The 17419-nt window shown below is 44.9% G+C and carries 21 protein-coding genes; 11 read left to right on the top strand and 10 right to left on the bottom strand.

Annotated features, from left to right (window positions below; genetic code table 11):
* A complete protein-coding gene (locus NAF01_RS24235; protein ID WP_250801399.1) occupies positions 1 to 720 on the bottom strand; it encodes an ABC transporter ATP-binding protein in 720 nt (239 codons plus the stop codon).
* A 204-nt stretch (positions 721 to 924) separates the two neighbouring features.
* On the opposite strand from NAF01_RS24235, the gene NAF01_RS24230 reads away from it, so the two are divergent.
* Together NAF01_RS24230 and NAF01_RS24225 are read left to right on the top strand one after the other, a co-directional pair.
* On the top strand, positions 925 to 1647 hold the full coding sequence (locus tag NAF01_RS24230) for a Crp/Fnr family transcriptional regulator (protein ID WP_250801398.1): 723 nt from the start codon (positions 925 to 927) through the stop codon (positions 1645 to 1647).
* Positions 1648 to 1721: 74 nt separating this feature from the next.
* Entirely contained in the window at positions 1722 to 2156 is a 435-nt protein-coding gene (locus NAF01_RS24225; RefSeq protein WP_248350086.1) for an SRPBCC family protein, read from the top strand.
* Between the two features lie 26 nt (positions 2157 to 2182).
* On the opposite strand, the gene bshB2 is transcribed toward NAF01_RS24225, so the two are convergent.
* The 6 genes from bshB2 to NAF01_RS24195 form a co-directional block, all read right to left on the bottom strand.
* Complete coding sequence (gene bshB2 / locus NAF01_RS24220; RefSeq protein ID WP_048009502.1) at positions 2183 to 2848, bottom strand: bacillithiol biosynthesis deacetylase BshB2; 666 nt, start codon at positions 2846 to 2848, stop codon at positions 2183 to 2185.
* A 30-nt stretch (positions 2849 to 2878) separates the two neighbouring features.
* The gene (locus NAF01_RS24215; RefSeq protein WP_226618774.1) at positions 2879 to 3226 is read right to left on the bottom strand and encodes a YojF family protein; all 348 of its coding nucleotides are present in this window, start codon (positions 3224 to 3226) and stop codon (positions 2879 to 2881) included.
* Positions 3227 to 3401: 175 nt separating this feature from the next.
* Entirely contained in the window at positions 3402 to 4229 is an 828-nt protein-coding gene (pdxK, locus tag NAF01_RS24210) for a pyridoxine/pyridoxal/pyridoxamine kinase (protein WP_197249035.1), read from the bottom strand.
* Between the two features lie 417 nt (positions 4230 to 4646).
* On the bottom strand, positions 4647 to 6545 hold the full coding sequence (locus NAF01_RS24205) for an N-acetylmuramoyl-L-alanine amidase (RefSeq protein WP_250801397.1): 1899 nt from the start codon (positions 6543 to 6545) through the stop codon (positions 4647 to 4649).
* Positions 6546 to 6884: 339 nt separating this feature from the next.
* Positions 6885 to 7583, bottom strand: coding sequence for a response regulator transcription factor (locus tag NAF01_RS24200; RefSeq protein WP_250801395.1), 699 nt, complete (start codon positions 7581 to 7583; stop codon positions 6885 to 6887).
* A gap of 96 nt (positions 7584 to 7679) precedes the next feature.
* Positions 7680 to 8603, bottom strand: a complete 924-nt coding sequence (locus NAF01_RS24195; protein ID WP_250801394.1) for a c-type cytochrome — start codon at positions 8601 to 8603, stop codon at positions 7680 to 7682.
* Between the two features lie 249 nt (positions 8604 to 8852).
* On the opposite strand from NAF01_RS24195, the gene mobA reads away from it, so the two are divergent.
* The 5 genes from mobA to NAF01_RS24170 all read left to right on the top strand — a co-directional run bounded on the left by mobA (position 8853) and on the right by NAF01_RS24170 (position 11796).
* Entirely contained in the window at positions 8853 to 9464 is a 612-nt protein-coding gene (gene mobA, locus NAF01_RS24190) for a molybdenum cofactor guanylyltransferase (protein WP_250801392.1), read from the top strand.
* Positions 9465 to 9553: 89 nt separating this feature from the next.
* Positions 9554 to 10018 carry a molybdenum cofactor biosynthesis protein MoaE gene (locus tag NAF01_RS24185; protein ID WP_048009472.1) on the top strand — a complete coding sequence of 155 codons (465 nt, stop codon included), beginning with the start codon at positions 9554 to 9556 and terminating at the stop codon, positions 10016 to 10018.
* Complete coding sequence (gene moaD / locus NAF01_RS24180) at positions 10011 to 10241, top strand: molybdopterin converting factor subunit 1 (RefSeq protein ID WP_048009471.1); 231 nt, start codon at positions 10011 to 10013, stop codon at positions 10239 to 10241. The genes NAF01_RS24185 and moaD overlap by 8 nt, the downstream gene beginning before the upstream one ends.
* A gap of 29 nt (positions 10242 to 10270) precedes the next feature.
* Entirely contained in the window at positions 10271 to 11290 is a 1020-nt protein-coding gene (locus NAF01_RS24175) for a thiazole biosynthesis adenylyltransferase ThiF (protein ID WP_226618768.1), read from the top strand.
* Between the two features lie 107 nt (positions 11291 to 11397).
* Complete coding sequence (locus tag NAF01_RS24170; RefSeq protein WP_048009469.1) at positions 11398 to 11796, top strand: hypothetical protein; 399 nt, start codon at positions 11398 to 11400, stop codon at positions 11794 to 11796.
* Between the two features lie 111 nt (positions 11797 to 11907).
* Here NAF01_RS24170 and NAF01_RS24165 read toward each other — a convergent pair whose 3' ends face one another.
* The gene (locus NAF01_RS24165) at positions 11908 to 12237 is read right to left on the bottom strand and encodes a YflT domain-containing protein (RefSeq protein ID WP_076257032.1); all 330 of its coding nucleotides are present in this window, start codon (positions 12235 to 12237) and stop codon (positions 11908 to 11910) included.
* A gap of 183 nt (positions 12238 to 12420) precedes the next feature.
* Between NAF01_RS24165 and NAF01_RS24160 the strand changes: the two genes are divergently transcribed.
* From NAF01_RS24160 to NAF01_RS24145, 3 genes are all read left to right on the top strand, one after another.
* Positions 12421 to 13098, top strand: coding sequence for a uracil-DNA glycosylase (locus NAF01_RS24160; RefSeq protein ID WP_250801391.1), 678 nt, complete (start codon positions 12421 to 12423; stop codon positions 13096 to 13098).
* A 362-nt stretch (positions 13099 to 13460) separates the two neighbouring features.
* Positions 13461 to 13736, top strand: a complete 276-nt coding sequence (locus tag NAF01_RS24150) for a YwdI family protein (RefSeq protein WP_076257038.1) — start codon at positions 13461 to 13463, stop codon at positions 13734 to 13736.
* 26 nt (positions 13737 to 13762) lie between these two features.
* Positions 13763 to 14134: a DUF423 domain-containing protein gene (locus NAF01_RS24145; protein WP_250801389.1), complete on the top strand. Its 372-nt coding sequence runs from the start codon at positions 13763 to 13765 to the stop codon at positions 14132 to 14134.
* 344 nt (positions 14135 to 14478) lie between these two features.
* On the opposite strand, the gene gerQ is transcribed toward NAF01_RS24145, so the two are convergent.
* The gene (gerQ, locus tag NAF01_RS24140) at positions 14479 to 14988 is read right to left on the bottom strand and encodes a spore coat protein GerQ (RefSeq protein WP_226618765.1); all 510 of its coding nucleotides are present in this window, start codon (positions 14986 to 14988) and stop codon (positions 14479 to 14481) included.
* A gap of 183 nt (positions 14989 to 15171) precedes the next feature.
* Positions 15172 to 15915, bottom strand: a complete 744-nt coding sequence (gene hemQ, locus NAF01_RS24135; protein ID WP_035328069.1) for a hydrogen peroxide-dependent heme synthase — start codon at positions 15913 to 15915, stop codon at positions 15172 to 15174.
* Positions 15916 to 16299: 384 nt separating this feature from the next.
* On the opposite strand from hemQ, the gene pta reads away from it, so the two are divergent.
* Entirely contained in the window at positions 16300 to 17277 is a 978-nt protein-coding gene (pta, locus tag NAF01_RS24130; RefSeq protein WP_048009463.1) for a phosphate acetyltransferase, read from the top strand.
* Positions 17278 to 17419: the final 142 nt, after the last annotated feature.

The following is a 17419-nucleotide window of genomic DNA, read 5'->3' as shown; positions in this document are numbered from 1 at the left end:
TTAAGCACCTCCATATGCCAGAAAGGCATCTTCAATAGTGGCCGCGCCTGCTTGCTGCATTAATTCTTCGGGTGTCCCGGCTGCAATGAGCTGTCCGTCTCTAATCATGCCCAGCCTGTCGCACTTTCCTGCTTCATCCATGACATGAGTGGTCACCAGGATGGTGGTCCCTTTCTCCTTCAGGCGTTTAAAAGATTCCCAGATGCTTTTTCTGAGGACGGGATCAATTCCAACAGTAGGTTCATCGAGAATGAGGAGACCGGGACTATGCAGAAGGGAAATGGCAAGGGAAAGTCTTCTCTTCATACCCCCTGAATAGTCGGAAACCATTTTATGAATGTGGTCTGTTAATGAAACCAATTCCATAACCTCATCCATCCGCTGCCTTTTTTCCTTGCCGCTTAACCCATACAGCGCTGCAAAGAAATCCAGATTTTCCTTTGCTGTTAAGTCGGTGTACAGAGCATCGGATTGGGCCATGTAGCCGATTCGTTTGATCAGGTCCAGTCTGGGCATTTTTTCGCTGAAAATATAATTTTCACCCTGTGCGGGCTCCTCCAGGCCTGCCAGCTGTTTAACAAGCGTCGTCTTTCCTGCTCCGGATGGGCCGAGCAGGCCGAAAATCTCACCTTCATAAATTTCAAGGCTGATGTCTTTTAGAACTTGCTGCTTTCCGTAATTTTTAGATACATGTTGAATGGAAACGATTGGACTATTCATTTGTTCACTCCTTTTTAAAAAGTGAGTAATCACTCACTATAATCATAAATGAACCACTAACTATTTGTAAAGTGAGTAATCACTCATCTTGTTTAAGCGTGCTAATATTCTGCATGAGAGGATCGTTTTGTGAGTTAAGTCACTTCATTCCAATCCGTACTTAGCTAGAATATTTCTTAAGAATGGTAAAAGCGGGGGATGGGAATGGAATATGAAAAGCAGGATCATAGGCCGTTAATCAACGAATTTTTAGGCAAGATTGAGATTTTTAAAGAGCTCCCCATTGAATCTCTAGAGCGGATCGATAATCGAATTATTAAGAAAGCTTATTTAAAAGGCGAAAGAATTATGTCTGAATATGAGGTTGCCAAAGGAGTTTACTTTGTGCACTCCGGTATTGTGAAGCTGACGAAGCAGGATGAACATGGAAATGAACTGATTGTCTGCATTAAGAAAAAGGGCGAGATTTTTGCTGAAGCCAACCTCTTTAACCAGGAGGGCTATACGTATCCGGCGACAGGTACAATGGTACAGGATGGTGAAATCTATTTTCTGAATACTGATGAACTGGAGCAGGAGCTTCTGTATTCACCGGAAATGGCCGTACAGATTATCCGCTATATGAGTGAATCTCTGCGTGATATGACCTCCATTATGAGGGATATTGCGCTGCTTGATGTGTATACGAAAACAGTCCGGACTTTGGAAAGGCTCGCGGAGAAGTTCGGCGCCAACTACTGCAACCGGATGCACCTTGAGCTCCCCATAACCGTCCAGGAATTCTCCACCCTTGTTGGAACGTCCCGGGAAAGTGTCAGCCGTGTTTTTTCCAGGCTGAAAAAGGAAGGAATCATCGAAATTACAGGCAGGAAAATCGTTATTGTGGACTGGTGTAAATTTTGCTCCCTTTACCGCCAGAAGCTGTAGGGAACCGTCTTTACTCCAGCCTGCTTTTTTGTTATATAATAGAGTCATAGACTTATGATTCTGAGGTGCAAAGCATGGCTGATTTTCGTTCGAGTGAGATTATCAATAAACCTGTACATGAAGTATTTGATTATATGATTAAGATGGAAAATGTCCCTGAGCTTATGCCGTTTGTCGTGAAAGTGGAAAAACAGACCGAGGGTGAGACCGGTAAAGGAACAAAGTTTGTTGAAACACGCATGGTCAGAGGGAAAAAGATCATCGCGGATGTTGAAATCATTGATTTTGAACAGGACAGAACCTATACCACCCGCAGCAATGCCAATGGACTGATTACCGAATATAAATATAATTTTCATGAAATAGAAGAAGGAACCCAGGTGGAGATGGAAGCAACCGTCAAAACCAGCGGGCTTGTTGCCAGATTGACGAAGCGTTTTATCGTGAATATTGTGAAGCGGGAAGACGGAAGCCAGCTTCAGTATTTGAAGGAAATGATGGAGAAGTAATAAAAAGGGAGCGAGAGGCTCCCTTTTTATATTTTATAAGTCCAAAAGCGCTCTTTATACATTCTTGCCAGTACTTCCGGATCCTGATTTTTAATGCTTTCTTCCATGTTCGCTGCCATCAGCTGTGTCTGGGAGGCATGAGCCTTGATGGCTGCGATTTTCCGGTCGATAACCGCACTTACATCATTGACCACATCAGCCTGGCCGATTTCTTCCTCACAGTTATTGGAGAATGCAACACAGTGAACCTTCGGACGCTTGTCAGCAGGCAGCTCTTTTACCGCACGGATGACGGCGGCTCCTGTCGCGTCATGGTCGGGGTGCACAGCGTATCCAGGGTAGAACGTGATAATGAGGGAAGGGTTCGTCTCGCCGATGATGGCTCCAAGCCTATTCGCAAGCATTTCCTCATCTTCAAATTCGACGGTTTTATCCCGGTACCCCAGCATTCTTAAATCCTGAATGCCCAGAACCCTGGCTGCTTCCTCCAGCTCTTCTTTGCGGATTTTCGGCAGGGTTTCTCTGGTGGCGAAAGGGGGATTTCCCATATTGCGCCCCATTTCTCCAAGCGTCAGGCATGCGTAGGTGACAGGTGTGCCATTATCGATATGTAAGGAAATCGTTCCTGATACGCCAAATGCTTCATCATCCGGATGAGGGAAGATGACGAGTACATGTCTTTCCTTTTCCATCATGGTCGTGCTCCTTTCCTTTCATGTCCTTTATTCAAAAGGAGTTTCACTAATTTGCAGGGCGACTGCCAGCTTGCCGCTGAAATCATGGCCGGCTAAAAGGAGCCTGTTTTCTTCATCCACTTCAAAGTGGGTAATTCCTTCAGCATACACCCAGCCAAAATTCATTTTCAATCCAACCCGGTAAGGGCCCTTGCCGGTGACCTTTCCATGTTCATAAACCAATTGGGCATTGCGGATGTAGGCGCCTGAAGAAAAGAAGGTTTCATCAAAATGGGAAGCGTATGCCCCATTCGTTGTTTCCAGATGAATAAAGACCTCTTTCCCGGCAAGGCGGTCGATCTCTTTTTGCACATGTTCCTTTACTGCTGGTTCCATTTTATAGTCCCCCTTTCATATTATCTTTCTGTTTATCTTACTAAAAAAAGGAATGAAAAGCGAAAAAGTAATCTCATCGTGGACCGCTAAATTAATATTGCGAGAATTTATTTTTATCTGCTAAACCGCCCATAGCCAAAAGAACAGAGCCCGCCCGGACTCTGTTCCCTCATTTTTATTCTGATTCAGTACGGCCTGCGCCATATTTGCGGTATGCACCCGGCATGGTCGGGCCAACATACTCATTTAGTTGGAAGCCATGGTTGATGGCCGCAGTAATGAAGTCCTTTGCGGTTTGAACCGCTTCTTTAACAGACTTGCCTTTTGCCATTTCTGCTGTGATGGCAGAAGAGTAGGTGCAGCCTGCACCATGAGTGTAAGTCGTTTCAACGCGTTCGCTCTCATAAAGAGTGAACTCTTGTCCATCATAGAGAAGGTCGACGGCTTTTTCGTGCTGAAGCTTGCTGCCGCCCTTGATTAATACATACTTCGCGCCAAGTTCATGAATTTTAACAGCCGCTTCTTTCATGTCTTCAACCGTCTTGATCGGACCGGTTTTAGCCAGCTGCCATGCTTCAAACAGGTTTGGTGTTACCACTGTTGCAAGCGGGACAAGCAAATCTCTTAATGCTTCGTTCAATTCTGGATGAATCGGCTCATCTTCGCCCTTGCAGACCATGACCGGGTCGATTATAACGTGATCCAGGCTATTTTCCTTAATGGTCTTTGCGGCAATTTTAATCACTTCTTCAGAACCGAGCATACCTGTCTTCATTGCATCGATTCCTGTCGAGATAATCGTTTCGATCTGTGTTTCCAGTATATCTGTAGAAATCGGGAACACATTGTGGCTCCAGTTATTTTTAGGATCCATCGTTACGATCGTAGTCAGCGCAGTCATCCCGTAAACGCCAAGCTCCTGGAATGTCTTCAGGTCAGCCTGGATGCCGGCGCCGCCGCTCGTATCCGAACCTGCGATGGTCATTACTTTTTTCATTGTCATATGCCTAATTCCTCCTTGCTGATATCTTTTACTAATTATAACAATAATTGAAAAAGGGAAAAACTATAACGGACCGATTAGTTGATTTCTCAGCATTAAGTTGTCCGCTATTGTTTTCAAAAATACAAAAGAGGTCAATGAAACAAAAAAGGAGCTATTCCTCAAAGAAGAATAACTCCAGGTCAGTCTTTTAATTTGGCTGTTTTCGCAAAGTTTGTTGCTATTTATATTATATTTACTGAGTTGATTGTAGTGGAAGGTGCGAGACTCCTACGGGAGTAGCGGGACAGGTGAGACCCCACAGACGCGCAGCGTCGAGGAGGCTCACCGCCCGCCCCGTGGAAAGCGAGCATCCTGGAGCGGAAATCAACGGACAACATTGATAAGCGAAAAACAACAATTTATACGAAAAGAGCCTTAATTTACAACTTCTACATCGCTTTTCTTCACGAATCCTAGACGATGGTTGTAAAAAATCTGATAGTATTCATCATTTCCCTTTACAACCTTATTTGTAGCCGGGTCATTATAATACTTCGCATGATAGTAATCGGACTGAATTGGCGCTGTTGCTGTATAGATTTGGCCAGCCGGCATCTGGTATAGAACCTGTGCTTTTCCTCTTGCCCATTCCGCAATTCCGGCCTCATCGTAAGCTGCGTCGTCAGGATAGGCGGCACCATATACAGGTATGGAATCAAGCCCTTCTTTTGGCGTGATGAGGGTCCCGCTGCCTGGGACGCTATTTTTATTGTTCGGATTATAGAACCAGGCTTTTTGGCCGGCGTAGTAAATAGCTGTCCAATCGCCTTCCTGCCCGGCTTTATAGAAACTCTGACCAATCGCAGCTTTATTGCCCCAGTCATTAATATTTTTTGTGCTGGTGCCGCCAGGATGAAGCAGGGGATCACTGACCAATGGCGCCTCAAAGCTGGGTTCGCTGTATAAATGAATCAGGCTTGAAGACTCAGGTTCCTGTTTAATTCCTCTGTACGTAAAGTCTGGCTGATTTGTATTGAAATTTGGGCGGATTGTGACGATATTACTGTCTTTGTCTCCGCTGCTTGGATTAATGGAAGCTCCAAGAAGGTCGAAAAAGTGTCCCCAATCCCAATAAGCGCCCGGATCCCAGTGCATGCTCCTATGTTTTGCTGCTGTTAAGCCAGGTATCTCATCATGGCCGATAATGTGCTGTCTGTCCAAAGGAATGTTAAATCGTTCTGAAAGGTATCTTACAAGTTTTGCGGTAGAGCGATACATTTGCTCACTGTACCAGTCAGCGCCTTCTGCAGCATATCCTTCATGCTCCAATCCGATCGAATGCATATTAAAATACCAGTTTCCTGCATGCCATGGCACATCTTCAGGACGTACCATCTGGGTGATTTTTCCGGTCTCTGAATCTATGACATAGTGTGCACTAACGTAGGACGGATTCTGGAAGTGGCTGATGGCGGATTCAGCCGTGCCCTCAATATCATGAATAATAATATAGCGAATATCTAAATCGTCCTTTGGCCGATTGGCGATATCGTAGTTGCCGTAATTACTTGTGCTGCTCGAAAATTGCTTATAAGCAGCAGGAATGAAAGTGCAATCAAGGCCATTTGGACAGTCGGTATTTGTGTATTTGGTGTTTCGAAGAGGGATAGTGCCAGCTGTAGCCTTATTTGGTGTAATTTCCTTGGCGTTTAATACGACTCTTTGTCCATCAAGGTTTTTTCTGGCAGCACCCTGCTGAATGGTCTCAAAGACTTGATCTGCAAAGTCCTTAGCAATGGCTTCCTGATCTGTTCCGCTGTATTTAACGACGGCACCGTACCAGTCTGCTGCATCGGAAGGGAGTTCCCCTGTCGTTTGGCGTGCAAACTCTGCTAAAAGAGCTGCCCCGCCCCGGATATTTTGTTCAGGGTCTTTTTTTAAGGCTTCCGGATCTTCATTTAGAAGATTTGCGGCTGTTTTAAGCATGCTATTTTCATTATCCGAAGCCGCAATGATTCCGTCGTCATGCTTGCCCCTGGCGCTCATGTCGGCTGGTAAGTCTGCAAGATTCATAATGCCATAGCCTCCGACCTCACTATGGCCTTCATGGTGCTCCCAGCGTGACTGGTTATAAGCGACGGCGAGAAGGACAGATTCAGGTACTCCAAATTCCTTCGCCGCTTTTTCAAAAGCCTTTTGCAGGTGGTGCGCTTCAATGCTGTTTTCTGTTGAGGCTGCAGAAGTTGCGCTTGGTGTAAAGTCAGCGGGGATAGCCAAGAGGCTTGCGGTTAAGGTCAACGTTAAAATGGCTGATGATAGCTTTTTAAATCTCAATGTATTCCCTCCCGTATTTAGAAATATAGGGGGTTCTTTCTAATAGCTGAAGGGTTATACCTGCACATTACATGTTAAATGATTCCATCGGTTTATAGGTTTTTCTAAAAAAAGGTAATTGGTAGCAGGAAAGAGATGAGAAGAAAGTAGGGGGAGGGGTACAAAGCTATCCGGACATAAATTGAATGTGAGCGCACTTAAATGACTTTTGACAGGAAAAAAACAGTCTAACAGGAAGAATAAAGTCTTTACTGTTGGCCGGAAAACAGAAAAGCCGGCTCAAAAATGGATTGAGCCGGCTTTCTGCAGGCAATCTGCAATGGCATATGTAAAGTTCCTTCAGGAAAGGGTAAATTTATACCCGATTCCCCTGACTGTTTGGATAAAGGGGTAATCAGAGTGCTCAGCTATTTTTTCGCGCAGATTTTTAATATGGACATCCACGGTCCTTTCATTAATTGCCTTTTCAGCCTTCTTGTAGATGGCATTGATCAGCTGCTCTCTTGAAAATACCTGATCTGGCTGAGTCATGAATACATAGAGAAGTTTATATTCAAAATGGGTTAAATCTAATATAGCATCCTGATATTTGGCTATTCCTTTGATAGGTTTTAGCGTTAGGCCCTTATAGCTGATTTTGCTGCATCTGTTTGCGGTCCTTCTTAAAACCGTTTCAATTCTGACAGTCAGTTCTTCCAGACTGAAGGGTTTACCCATATAATCATCAGCACCCAGCTTAAGGCCCTCAATGCGATCCTTTTCCGATCGGCTGGCAGTCAGCATGATGATAGGAACATTGCTGTCCAGCTCATTGCGAAGCCAAAGGCAAATCTCTTTGCCATTTATGCCGGGAAGCATGATATCAAGTATGATGAAGCAGGGGTCATGCGTTAAATATTGTTCCTTTGCCTCGTATCCGTCTGAAGCTTCCAAAACCTCAAATCCTTCTCTTGATAGAGCCATTTTGATCAGCTTTCTAATCCGCTCTTCATCATCCACAACCAGGATTGTTTTCCCTCTTAATGGAAGACCGCTCAATGATATCGCCATCCTTTATTCAAGCTAAGTGTATTATTCAGGAAAAGGCTCAGGTGAAAATGGAATAAAGCCCGGTAGTTGGCCGGGCCTCCAATATTACTTTTTCTCCTTATTTTTCTCCTTATTGCCTGCGAGTGTTTCATAAGCGGCATCATCAGGAGCATCACCCTTAGGCCAATCATAAATTTTATCAGGAAAATCAGGCCGGTCATGTGAATTAATGTAGGCAGCAAGGTTCATGGCTTCTTCATCTGTCAGGGTACCTTGAGAATAGCCGCCAGCTTCCATTTTCGGCATATAGGCTTGAATAAAGCCTGCTGCTGTCCGCAGCCGTGCCATACCGGCTCCTATATTATAGGAATTTTCTCCCCAAAGTGCCAGACTGCCAGCATCGCCATTTTCCCCATGGCAACTGATGCAGGCTTTATTGTAGATCTCTCTGCCTGCTTCAATGTCAACATTATCGATATCGGCCTTGGATCTTTCTAATTTTGCCCAGGGCCTTTCTGTTGTTCCATCGGGCACATTTTGTGAGATATATTCATAGAAAGCGACCATTGCCTTCATCTCCTGGGATTCCTCAGGCAGAGGCTTGCCATTCATACTTCTCCTAAAGCACCCGTTAATCCGCTCTTCAAGTGTTACTTCCCTGCCTGCCCGCGGGTTGTATTGCGGATAAGTCTTTGAAATGCCTACCAGATCAAGGGGAGCTTCATAGCCTCCGCCAGCATGGCAGCTGGCACAGCTAAGGTTATTGCCTGAATAGCCATCAAGGGCGGTCGCTGTCTCTGTCACATATTTATAGCCAAGTTTAATGACTTCTCCTTCTTCACCCTCAGGGAGATCCTCCATACTTGGAGGAGAATAAGGGTGCTTTTCTGCTTCCTCTGATGCCGGCTGGATGGCTGTTTCAGCGGCTTGGTTCTTTTCCTTGCCAGAAATGACAAGATACGTAAGGCCAATGCCTAAGATTAAAGACGATATAATTGCTATAACGGAGTAAGTGAAAACTTTATTCATTTTCCTGCCTTCCTCTCTTTAAACTCTTTATTTACCAATATTTGATTATGGTTTTAGTATAGAGAATGATTGTTAAGAATTGGTTAAGAAGCCATCTCTGGCTGTTTGAACAATTTGTGACGACACCATTTTGCCATACCTAAGAAACCGGCAGATCTTGATCAAAGAAACCCATTGGATTAGATGGTAAAATAAAACCACAAGGATAGAATGTCGCTGTTCCACATCCCACAAAGACAGGTGAAGAATATGAGTACAACAGGCATTATTTTGGCAGGAGGGCATTCGAGCCGTATGGGGGAGAATAAGGCCCTGCTAAAAATACAGGGAAAAACAGTGATTGAACGCATCGCAGATTCATTGGCTTCTTATACATCACAGGTGATCGTCGTTGCGAATAAACAGGATGAATACCGGTTTCTTGGGCTTCCGATAGTCAGTGACAAATGGATAGAAAAAGGTCCGCTTGCAGGAATTCAAGCAGGGCTGTCAGCGTCATCAACCCAAAGAAATCTGATTGTTGCCTGTGATATGCCTTTCCTATCTGTGGATTTAGGGAGAATTCTTCTAGAAGAATTAAACAGCCGTCAGGCCGCTGTACCGGAAATGGAAGGCCGTCTTCATCCTCTGTTTGCAGCTTACCGAAAAGATGCTAAAGAAGCCGCTGAACAAGCTTTGATGAATAATCGATTAAAAATCCGTGAGTTTTTAAATGAAATAGACACTGCCATATTAAGAGATGAAGAACTGAAGAAGAGAGGTTTTCTAGCCAAGGATGCCTATTTTTTTAATATGAATCATCCGGATGAGTATCGGCAGGCACTAAAAATGGCAGCTGAAGAGGAAGGAAAATCAAATTAAACAATCAGCCATTTCACTTCCGGCACAGGATATGTCAAAATGAAACAAATAAGGCTAGAAGAGTTTTTTTCTATAAATGAGGTGATTCCATGAATTTTGAGATTTCAAAAGAACCAATCGATATTCAAAGTGTGATCGATAAAGTGGTGCAGCGGGAAGCAGGAGCGATTACGACCTTCATCGGAACCGTCCGCGAGCTGACTCACGGCAAAAAAACACTGTACTTAATCTATGAAGCATACGAAGCCATGGCTGTGAAAAAACTGGAGCAGATTGGAACCGAGATAAAAGAACGCTGGAACGGGGCAGAAGTGGCGATTACCCACCGCACAGGCAGGCTGGATATTACCGATGTAGCGGTGGTCATTGCCGTTTCTACTCCACACCGTGCCGATGCTTATGAAGCCAACCGTTATGCGATTGAAAGAATTAAAGAAATTGTGCCGATCTGGAAGAAGGAACATTGGGAAGACGGCGAAGAGTGGATCGGCAATCAGCTGGAAACAGTGGCATATCCAAAAGGGAAACCGGAGGCGGAGGATTTAAATGAATAAAATTATGTTTTTTGCCCATTTGCGGGACCGTGTTGGAGAAGAGTCTGTAACAAGAGATGTCAGCGGCAAAACCATCGCTGAGCTGAAACAGCTGCTTGAGGAAGAATTCGGGCTGAAGCTTGATTCAGTCATGGCAGCCGTGAATGAAGAATTTGCTTCAGATGAAGAAGTCATTCAGAACGGAGATACGGTTGCTTTTATCCCTCCAGTCAGCGGCGGGTGATGCAGCTTTGATAGAGAGGAGTGACCCTATTGTCTGAAAGGTATTCACGCCAGACCCTGTTTGCGCCGATTGGAAAAGAGGGGCAGGAAAAAATCCGCTCTAAGCATGTGCTGATTATCGGTGCCGGCGCACTTGGCTCGGGAAATGCGGAATTGATGGCGCGTTCCGGGGCCGGCAAACTGACGATCATTGACCGTGATTATGTCGAGGAAAGCAATCTGCAGCGCCAGCAGCTTTTTGCAGAAAGCGATGCAGCGGAAAAAATGCCGAAAGCGGCCGCTGCCGAAAAACGGCTGAAACAGATTAATAGCGAGGTTGAGATCCGATCGATTATTGGCGATGCTACTCCGGAAAAGCTGGAGGAGCTTGCTGAAGGGGTGGATCTGATTCTCGATTCAACTGACAACTTTGAAACCAGAATGGCCATTAATGATATCTCCCAGAAATATACTATTCCGTGGATTTATGGAGCCTGTGTCGGCAGCTTTGGCATGAGCATGACCATCCTTCCAGGGAAAACGCCATGCATGAATTGCTTATTGAAAAAAATCCCGATCCAGGGGATGACCTGTGACACCGGCGGGATTATTGCGCCTGCTGTGCAAATGGCCGTCGCCCATCAGGCGGCAGAGGCACTGAAAATTCTGGCTGAGGACTGGGAAGCAGTAAGGACCGCCATGGTCAGCTTTGATTTATGGCGAAACCAGTACACGAGCATGAAGGTGTCAAAAGCGAAGGATGAAGGCTGCTTATCCTGCGGAAAAGAACGAACTTATCCTTACTTGCAGCCGGAAAACATGATGAAATCCACCGTTCTCTGCGGAAGGGACACTGTTCAGATCCGCCCTCCGAAAGAACTGGAAATCGAGTTCACGGAAATCGCCCGTCAGCTGAAATCAATCGGCTATCAGGTGAAAGGCAATCCATATCTGCTTTCCGTCGACATGGAGGAGCAGCGGATGGTTCTTTTCAAAGACGGACGCGCCCTGATCCATGGTACAAAGGATTTAGCGCATGCGAAGTCCATTTACCAGCGGATTATGGGGTAAGGTGAAGCTTCAATCAGTGAGGTTGAACCAAAACTAGTGCTTATTGATCATATATGACCCTCTGTCTTTTCTGTAAAATAAAGACAAAATGACAGAAGAGGTTAACGATGATTACATTTATGTATTTTTTCGGCTATTTATTTGATCAGCTGCTGGTTAATTTTATTGGGTTCATTATGATTCTATACAGTTTTATCATGCCGGTTACGCCATTGTATAAAAACAAGCGTCCTGCCGATTTGATTGTTCATATCAGCCGGATCCTTTTCGCTATCATTCTCCCTTTCCTGAATTTCTTCTACTTTTTATTCAATAGCGGAGATTGGGCGACAGGGAACGGCATAATAGCGCCGGAGCATTTTTATACGTTCATCTGGATTCAGGCAGGGTTGATTGTATTGCCTGAACTCGTATTTTTCATCCTGTCAAAAGTCAATATAACCAGAGTATGGTGGTATGTACTGTACCCGGTTCTGCTTATAGGGTTATGGATTTGGATGTTTTAAGGGCACAAAAAAAGCGATGAAAAAGTTCATCGCTTTTTTATATTACTGTCTAGCTCCAGCGCCTGCCCCCTCGAGGTGTCGGGGGTGAGCAAGGCGCCTCCGCTTTTCTAATTATTTTGCTTCATCTGTACCCACAATAACTAACTTGCCTTCATCCAATACTTTTTCATATTGTTCTGCTTCTACCGTTGTTAACCCAACAGATTCAAATTTTGAACGAAGCTCATCTCCGCGCTTTTTGAAGACATTTCCGACAGAATCGAATAAACCCTGTTCCTTCATGCCGACTTCGCCTGTATCTGTCGCATCAGATAGGTGTTCGGAGCGATCCTTGTCATGTGCGAAAATATAGATGTTTTCCTTATTGAATCCCTGGCTTTGCAGCATTCCAATTGCATCAGTAGCTTGTACACCATTTTCGACAACTTCGATTTTATACATATATAACATCCTCCTTTAAAAGATTTGCAGATTTATTTTTAAGGGCAGCTCTTACTGCCCGTTCTATATATTACATATCCGCTTTGAGATTTTTTAAACATGTAGGCAAGAATGATAGATTATGGCATGATAGCCATTGGGTATGAGAATAACAGTTCAAATAAGAGGAGGGAGAGTTGGCAAATGAAGCGTATCTTGAGAAATGACTGGCAGGAGATTTTGGCAGAGGAATTCGAGAAACCCTATTATCTTCATCTTCGTGAATTTTTGAAAAAGGAATATGAGGAGCAGACTATTTATCCGAAGCAGGAGGATATTTTCAATGCACTCCAATATACAGCTTATAAAGATGTAAAGGCAGTGATATTAGGGCAGGATCCTTATCATGGGCCGGGGCAGGCACATGGATTAAGTTTTTCGGTTCAGCCTGATGTAAAGCTGCCTCCTTCACTAAAAAATATATTCAAGGAAATGCAGGAGGATCTTGGCTTCAGCGTGCCAAATAATGGCTATCTGCTAAAATGGGCCCAGGAAGGGGTACTGCTCCTGAATACCGTTCTGACCGTCCGCAAAGGGCAGGCGCATTCGCATAAGGGGCAAGGATGGGAAACGTTCACCGACACGGTTATCCAAAAATTGAATGAGCGGGAACAGCCCGTTATTTTTATATTATGGGGAAAACCCGCACAGGAAAAAGAAGTACTGATTGATGCTTCCAGACACTTTATCATAAAATCACCGCATCCCAGCCCGTTTTCGGCCAGAAAAGGATTCTTTGGGAGCAGGCCATTTTCAAGGACGAATGAAATCTTACAGAAGCTTGGAGAAGAGCCAATTGACTGGCAGATTCCTAATCTCTGATTCTTTTCGCCATGTTTCACGTGAAACATACCGTTTTATGCAAGAAGTGCTCGAAATATGCTCTGTGCACAAAGGAGAAAAACAAATGAGTTCACAGAAGATCGATTGTTTTAAGTGCAAATATTTCTATGTGACCTGGGACCGGAATCATCCAAAAGGCTGCAGGGCCTTTCAGTTTAAAACAAGGCAGCTGCCCTCTCTCGAAGTTTTCCGCGCATCCGGCCATCCCTGTTTGCGTTTTGAAAAGAAAACCTGATAAACTTGATATGCTAGTCATTCTGGCCGTTTTTAGGCAGGCAGTTTCCCTCCCCGAATGCCGGGGATGGACAAGGGCTGCTTTTTTATAGAAAGAGGTGTAGAGGGTGAATATCTCTGTTCAGAAGCTTTTAGGGAAAATGGAGAAGGAATTGCTGGAAGCGAAAAGCAGCTCTTCCGACGCCAGAATCAGAGAAAGAGTGCAGGCGATCAAGTCGTTATGCGAGCTGGTTTTGGATGAGTCGGATGCAGGAAGTGTGGCTGCTGTTTCGTCTATTAGCCATACATACAATGCGCCGCCAGCAGCTCAGCCGGCGAATCTGCAGCCAAAGAAAATGCAGATGGATGATGAGGCGAATGGCGATTCATTGTTTGATTTTTAATAAAGAGATAAGAGGTGCAGGGGATTATGAAGCTATTTATTATCATTGGGGCTATTAATGCCTTTTTATCAGTTGCATTAGGGGCTTTCGGAGCTCACGGACTTGAAGGAAGAGTGGAGCCGAAGTACTTGGAGACATGGCAAACAGGTGTAACCTACCAGATGTTCCATGCAACAGGTCTTTTGATTATTGGCGTTCTGCTTGGCAAGCTGCCGGCAACGTCTTTATTATCCTGGTCCGGCTGGCTGATGGTGATCGGCATCATCCTGTTCTCAGGAAGCTTATATGTGCTGACTTTAACGAAAATCAGCGTGCTCGGTGCCATCACGCCGCTTGGCGGAGTCTCATTCCTTGCGGCCTGGTTGCTGCTGATCATTGCGGCAGTAAAATATTTGTAAAAGGAAGGAGCTTTGACTTGGGGTCAAAGCTCCTTTTTAAAATATGGAATACATCTTTGAATTTCGATAACTGTCTAGCTCCGGCACCCTATCGACTCGGCGTGCTTCCCTCACCTCGTCTACGACGACGCACAGGATGTGCTAGTAAGGCGAGGCGCACAGGACGTGCGCGTTCCGAGCGTTATAAGTCAACATCGAATCGCTATCGCTCTTCGTGTTTCCTTTATCTCACTCGGCTCAGTCCACCACGCTCCGTCGATGGGCACTAAGGAAAGCTCCTTAGAATAAACCTCGCAGGAACAAGCGCTTTTTGCTTGTTCCGAAGGGCGCCTCCGCTTTTCCTGTTACCTCGGCGAATACTGCGACAATCCCTGTCCCCCGCCAAATGGGTATTCATATTCGATTTCTTCATCAAACGTCACATAGTCTAAGTAAATCATCGGAAGGAGGATGCGCTGGCCTGTTTGAGGATCGCTCAGAATCAGGTGATCCCGCCCGGCTGCCTCAATGAGGCCTTTGAATATTTTGGCGTTCCATTCCGTATTGTTCTCAAATGTGGCATATACTGTCGCAAGTTTCCCTTTGTTCAGGCGAAGAATGTTTTCGATATAGGATTGTTCAAGCGGAAGCATTCCCGGAATAGATGGAGCAGCTGCCATGCCGCCCATGCCGCCGCCAGCGCCTGCACCTGCACCTGGAAACATTCCCCCTGAGCTCGCATTTGGCATGGCTCCGCCTGTTTGTGCCGGCTGAAACTGCGGCTGGGCCTGAAAGTTCTGCGGCATTTGTGTGCCGTCACTATAACGCTGCTGGTAACCATAATAAGGGTATTGACCATAATTTGATTGACTCAATTTAGTCCCTCCTAAGTATTAAAATCAGCATTTTCTATCCGCGTATTTGAGAGTAGACTGTCGGACAGTCCTGCGGGTTGAATTTAAAATAGAAACTCACTATTTCATTACTATGAAGGGGCATGTTTTTTTATAACCGGAAGAAAAAGAAAAACTCCCAGCCGAAGCCGGGAGCTTTACTTATTATATGTGAAGGAACTTTTCTACTTTGTCCTCTTCCAGGATGTTTCCAACAAAGAAAGAGCCGAATTCGCCGTAGCGGGCACTTACTTCATCAAAGCGCATTTCATAAACAAGCTTTTTAAATTGAAGGACATCGTCAGAGAATAGGGTAACGCCCCATTCGTAATCATCGAAGCCAACAGAGCCTGTGATGATCTGTTTTACCTTTCCGGCATACTGGCGGCCGATCATGCCATGGCTGCGCATCATATTGCGGCGGTCTTCCATCGGAAGCATATACCAGTTGTCATTGCCCTGGCGGCGCTTGTCCATCGGATAGAAGCAGACATGCTTCGCTTTTGGCAATTCAGGATAAAGGCGTGCCAGGATTTGCGGATTCTGGTATGGATCTTCTCCTGCAGGCAGGTAGTTGCTCAGCTCGACAACAGACACATATGAATGAACCGGAATCGTGAATTCAGCTAATTTTGATTTGTTGAATTCGTTTTCAATTTCATTCAGCTCTTCCATAGTAGGCCTTAAGATCATCATCATAAAATCAGCTTTTTGGCCGACAATTGTATAAAGGGCATGACTGCCGTTTTTCTCGCTTTGTGTTGTGTTCCACTTGTCCACTAGGGCCATAAATTCGTGGATCGCTGCCTGGCGCTCTTCGCTGGGTACCATTTTCCAAGTTGTCCAATCAACTGTGCGGAAGTCATGTAAACAATACCAGCCATCAAGCGTTACTGCTGCTTCACTCATTATAATCACTCCTAATATGTACTGAAATTCTCATCCCTACTATACCATAGTTTCTCCAATTAACATGTGTACAAAACTTGAAATGTTGGAATTCCTCATGGTGACAGGTACCTATACCAGCTCGCCGAAATGGTGAAGGTGCCTGTCTCCGCAAAACCCCGTTTACAAAGAGGGCATTATGGATATCTTAAAAAAGGTATGAAGCTGCGGCAGCAGAAGGATATTTATTATTGGAAATTTACCGAAAACAAAAACATTTTATTTGTAAACGCTAACAGCAGGTGAACTCCTTGAAATTCTTAGGATGAAGAGTATTCTAAGGGAGTATATAGGAGAATTTCTATTAATTTGAACGGAAAAATTATGGCCGTAGGAGGAATTAGCATGAGTGACTTATTCACAGTATTGAAAGAAAAAGTAACAGGGCAGAATTTACGAATCGTTTTTCCGGAAGGACAGGATGAGCGCATTTTAGCGGCTGCCGGCAGATTGGCTGCAGAAAAAATCATCACTCCAATCCTGATTGGAAACATCGCGGAAATTGAAGCGAAAGCAAAAGACATGGATATCAGCCTGGATTCAGCTGAAATTTATGACCCAAACAACTTTTTAATGATGGATGAGCTTGTGGCTGCATTTATTGAAAGACGCAAAGGCAAAGCGACAGAAGAAGATGCGCGCAGAATCCTTCTGGATGAAAACTATTTCGGAACCATGCTCGTCTATGCGAATAAAGCAGACGGCCTGGTGAGCGGTGCAGCGCATTCGACAGCTGATACAGTGCGCCCGGCACTGCAAATTATTAAAACGAAAGAAGGCGTGCGCAAAACATCGGGTGTCTTTATCATGGTCCGTGATGATGAGAAATATGTTTTTGCCGATTGTGCCATCAACATCTCGCCTGACAGCCAGGATCTGGCGGAAATTGCGATTGAAAGCGCGAAGACAGCCAGAATGTTCGATATCGAACCGCGTGTAGCAATGCTGAGCTTCTCGACAAAGGGCTCTGCCAAGTCTCCTGAAACGGAAAAGGTTTCGGCAGCACTTGAAGCAGCTAAAGTTCGTGATCCGCTATTGATTATCGATGGGGAATTCCAATTTGATGCAGCATTTGTTCCATCAGTAGCAGAGAAAAAAGCTCCGGATTCACCAATCCAGGGTGATGCGAATGTATTTGTTTTCCCTAGCCTGGAAGCCGGCAACATCGGCTACAAAATTGCCCAGCGCCTTGGAAACTTCGAGGCAGTGGGACCAATTCTTCAAGGCTTGAACCGCCCGGTTAATGACCTGTCCCGCGGCTGCAACGAGGAAGATGTCTATAAGCTTGCTTTAATTACAGCAGCTCAGGCTTTAAATCAATAATACAGCATTTTAGAAGCCGGTCCCTTGTGACTGGCTTTTTTGCTATAATGTATCTGGATATGGCCATTGGCCGATAAAGCGATCATTAACTGATAAAGCTGCAGTTAGGCCATCAAATCTAAAGGATACTGCGATTTAAATA

Origin of the sequence: Cytobacillus firmus, assembly GCF_023657595.1 — a bacterium.
Taxonomy (GTDB): Bacteria; Bacillota; Bacilli; order Bacillales; family Cytobacillaceae; genus Cytobacillus; species Cytobacillus firmus_B.
This window is presented reverse-complemented; position numbering and strand designations above follow the sequence as displayed.

Bases quoted from the DNA above. Each gene is read 5' to 3' on its own strand.
- NAF01_RS24165 (WP_076257032.1), bottom strand. From the start codon at position 12,237: ATGTATAAAATCGAAGTTGTCGAAAATGGTGTACAAGCTACTGATGCA.
- NAF01_RS24170 (WP_048009469.1), top strand. From the start codon at position 11,398: ATGATTACATTTATGTATTTTTTCGGCTATTTATTTGATCAGCTGCTG.
- NAF01_RS24195 (WP_250801394.1), bottom strand. From the start codon at position 8,603: ATGAATAAAGTTTTCACTTACTCCGTTATAGCAATTATATCGTCTTTA.
- NAF01_RS24230 (WP_250801398.1), top strand. From the start codon at position 925: ATGGAATATGAAAAGCAGGATCATAGGCCGTTAATCAACGAATTTTTA.
- bshB2 (WP_048009502.1), bottom strand. From the start codon at position 2,848: ATGGAAAAGGAAAGACATGTACTCGTCATCTTCCCTCATCCGGATGAT.
- pta (WP_048009463.1), top strand. From the start codon at position 16,300: ATGAGTGACTTATTCACAGTATTGAAAGAAAAAGTAACAGGGCAGAAT.
- mobA (WP_250801392.1), top strand. From the start codon at position 8,853: ATGAGTACAACAGGCATTATTTTGGCAGGAGGGCATTCGAGCCGTATG.
- moaD (WP_048009471.1), top strand. From the start codon at position 10,011: ATGAATAAAATTATGTTTTTTGCCCATTTGCGGGACCGTGTTGGAGAA.
- NAF01_RS24160 (WP_250801391.1), top strand. From the start codon at position 12,421: ATGAAGCGTATCTTGAGAAATGACTGGCAGGAGATTTTGGCAGAGGAA.
- NAF01_RS24185 (WP_048009472.1), top strand. From the start codon at position 9,554: ATGAATTTTGAGATTTCAAAAGAACCAATCGATATTCAAAGTGTGATC.
- pdxK (WP_197249035.1), bottom strand. From the start codon at position 4,229: ATGACAATGAAAAAAGTAATGACCATCGCAGGTTCGGATACGAGCGGC.
- hemQ (WP_035328069.1), bottom strand. From the start codon at position 15,915: ATGAGTGAAGCAGCAGTAACGCTTGATGGCTGGTATTGTTTACATGAC.
- NAF01_RS24145 (WP_250801389.1), top strand. From the start codon at position 13,763: ATGAAGCTATTTATTATCATTGGGGCTATTAATGCCTTTTTATCAGTT.
- NAF01_RS24235 (WP_250801399.1), bottom strand. From the start codon at position 720: ATGAATAGTCCAATCGTTTCCATTCAACATGTATCTAAAAATTACGGA.
- NAF01_RS24225 (WP_248350086.1), top strand. From the start codon at position 1,722: ATGGCTGATTTTCGTTCGAGTGAGATTATCAATAAACCTGTACATGAA.
- NAF01_RS24215 (WP_226618774.1), bottom strand. From the start codon at position 3,226: ATGGAACCAGCAGTAAAGGAACATGTGCAAAAAGAGATCGACCGCCTT.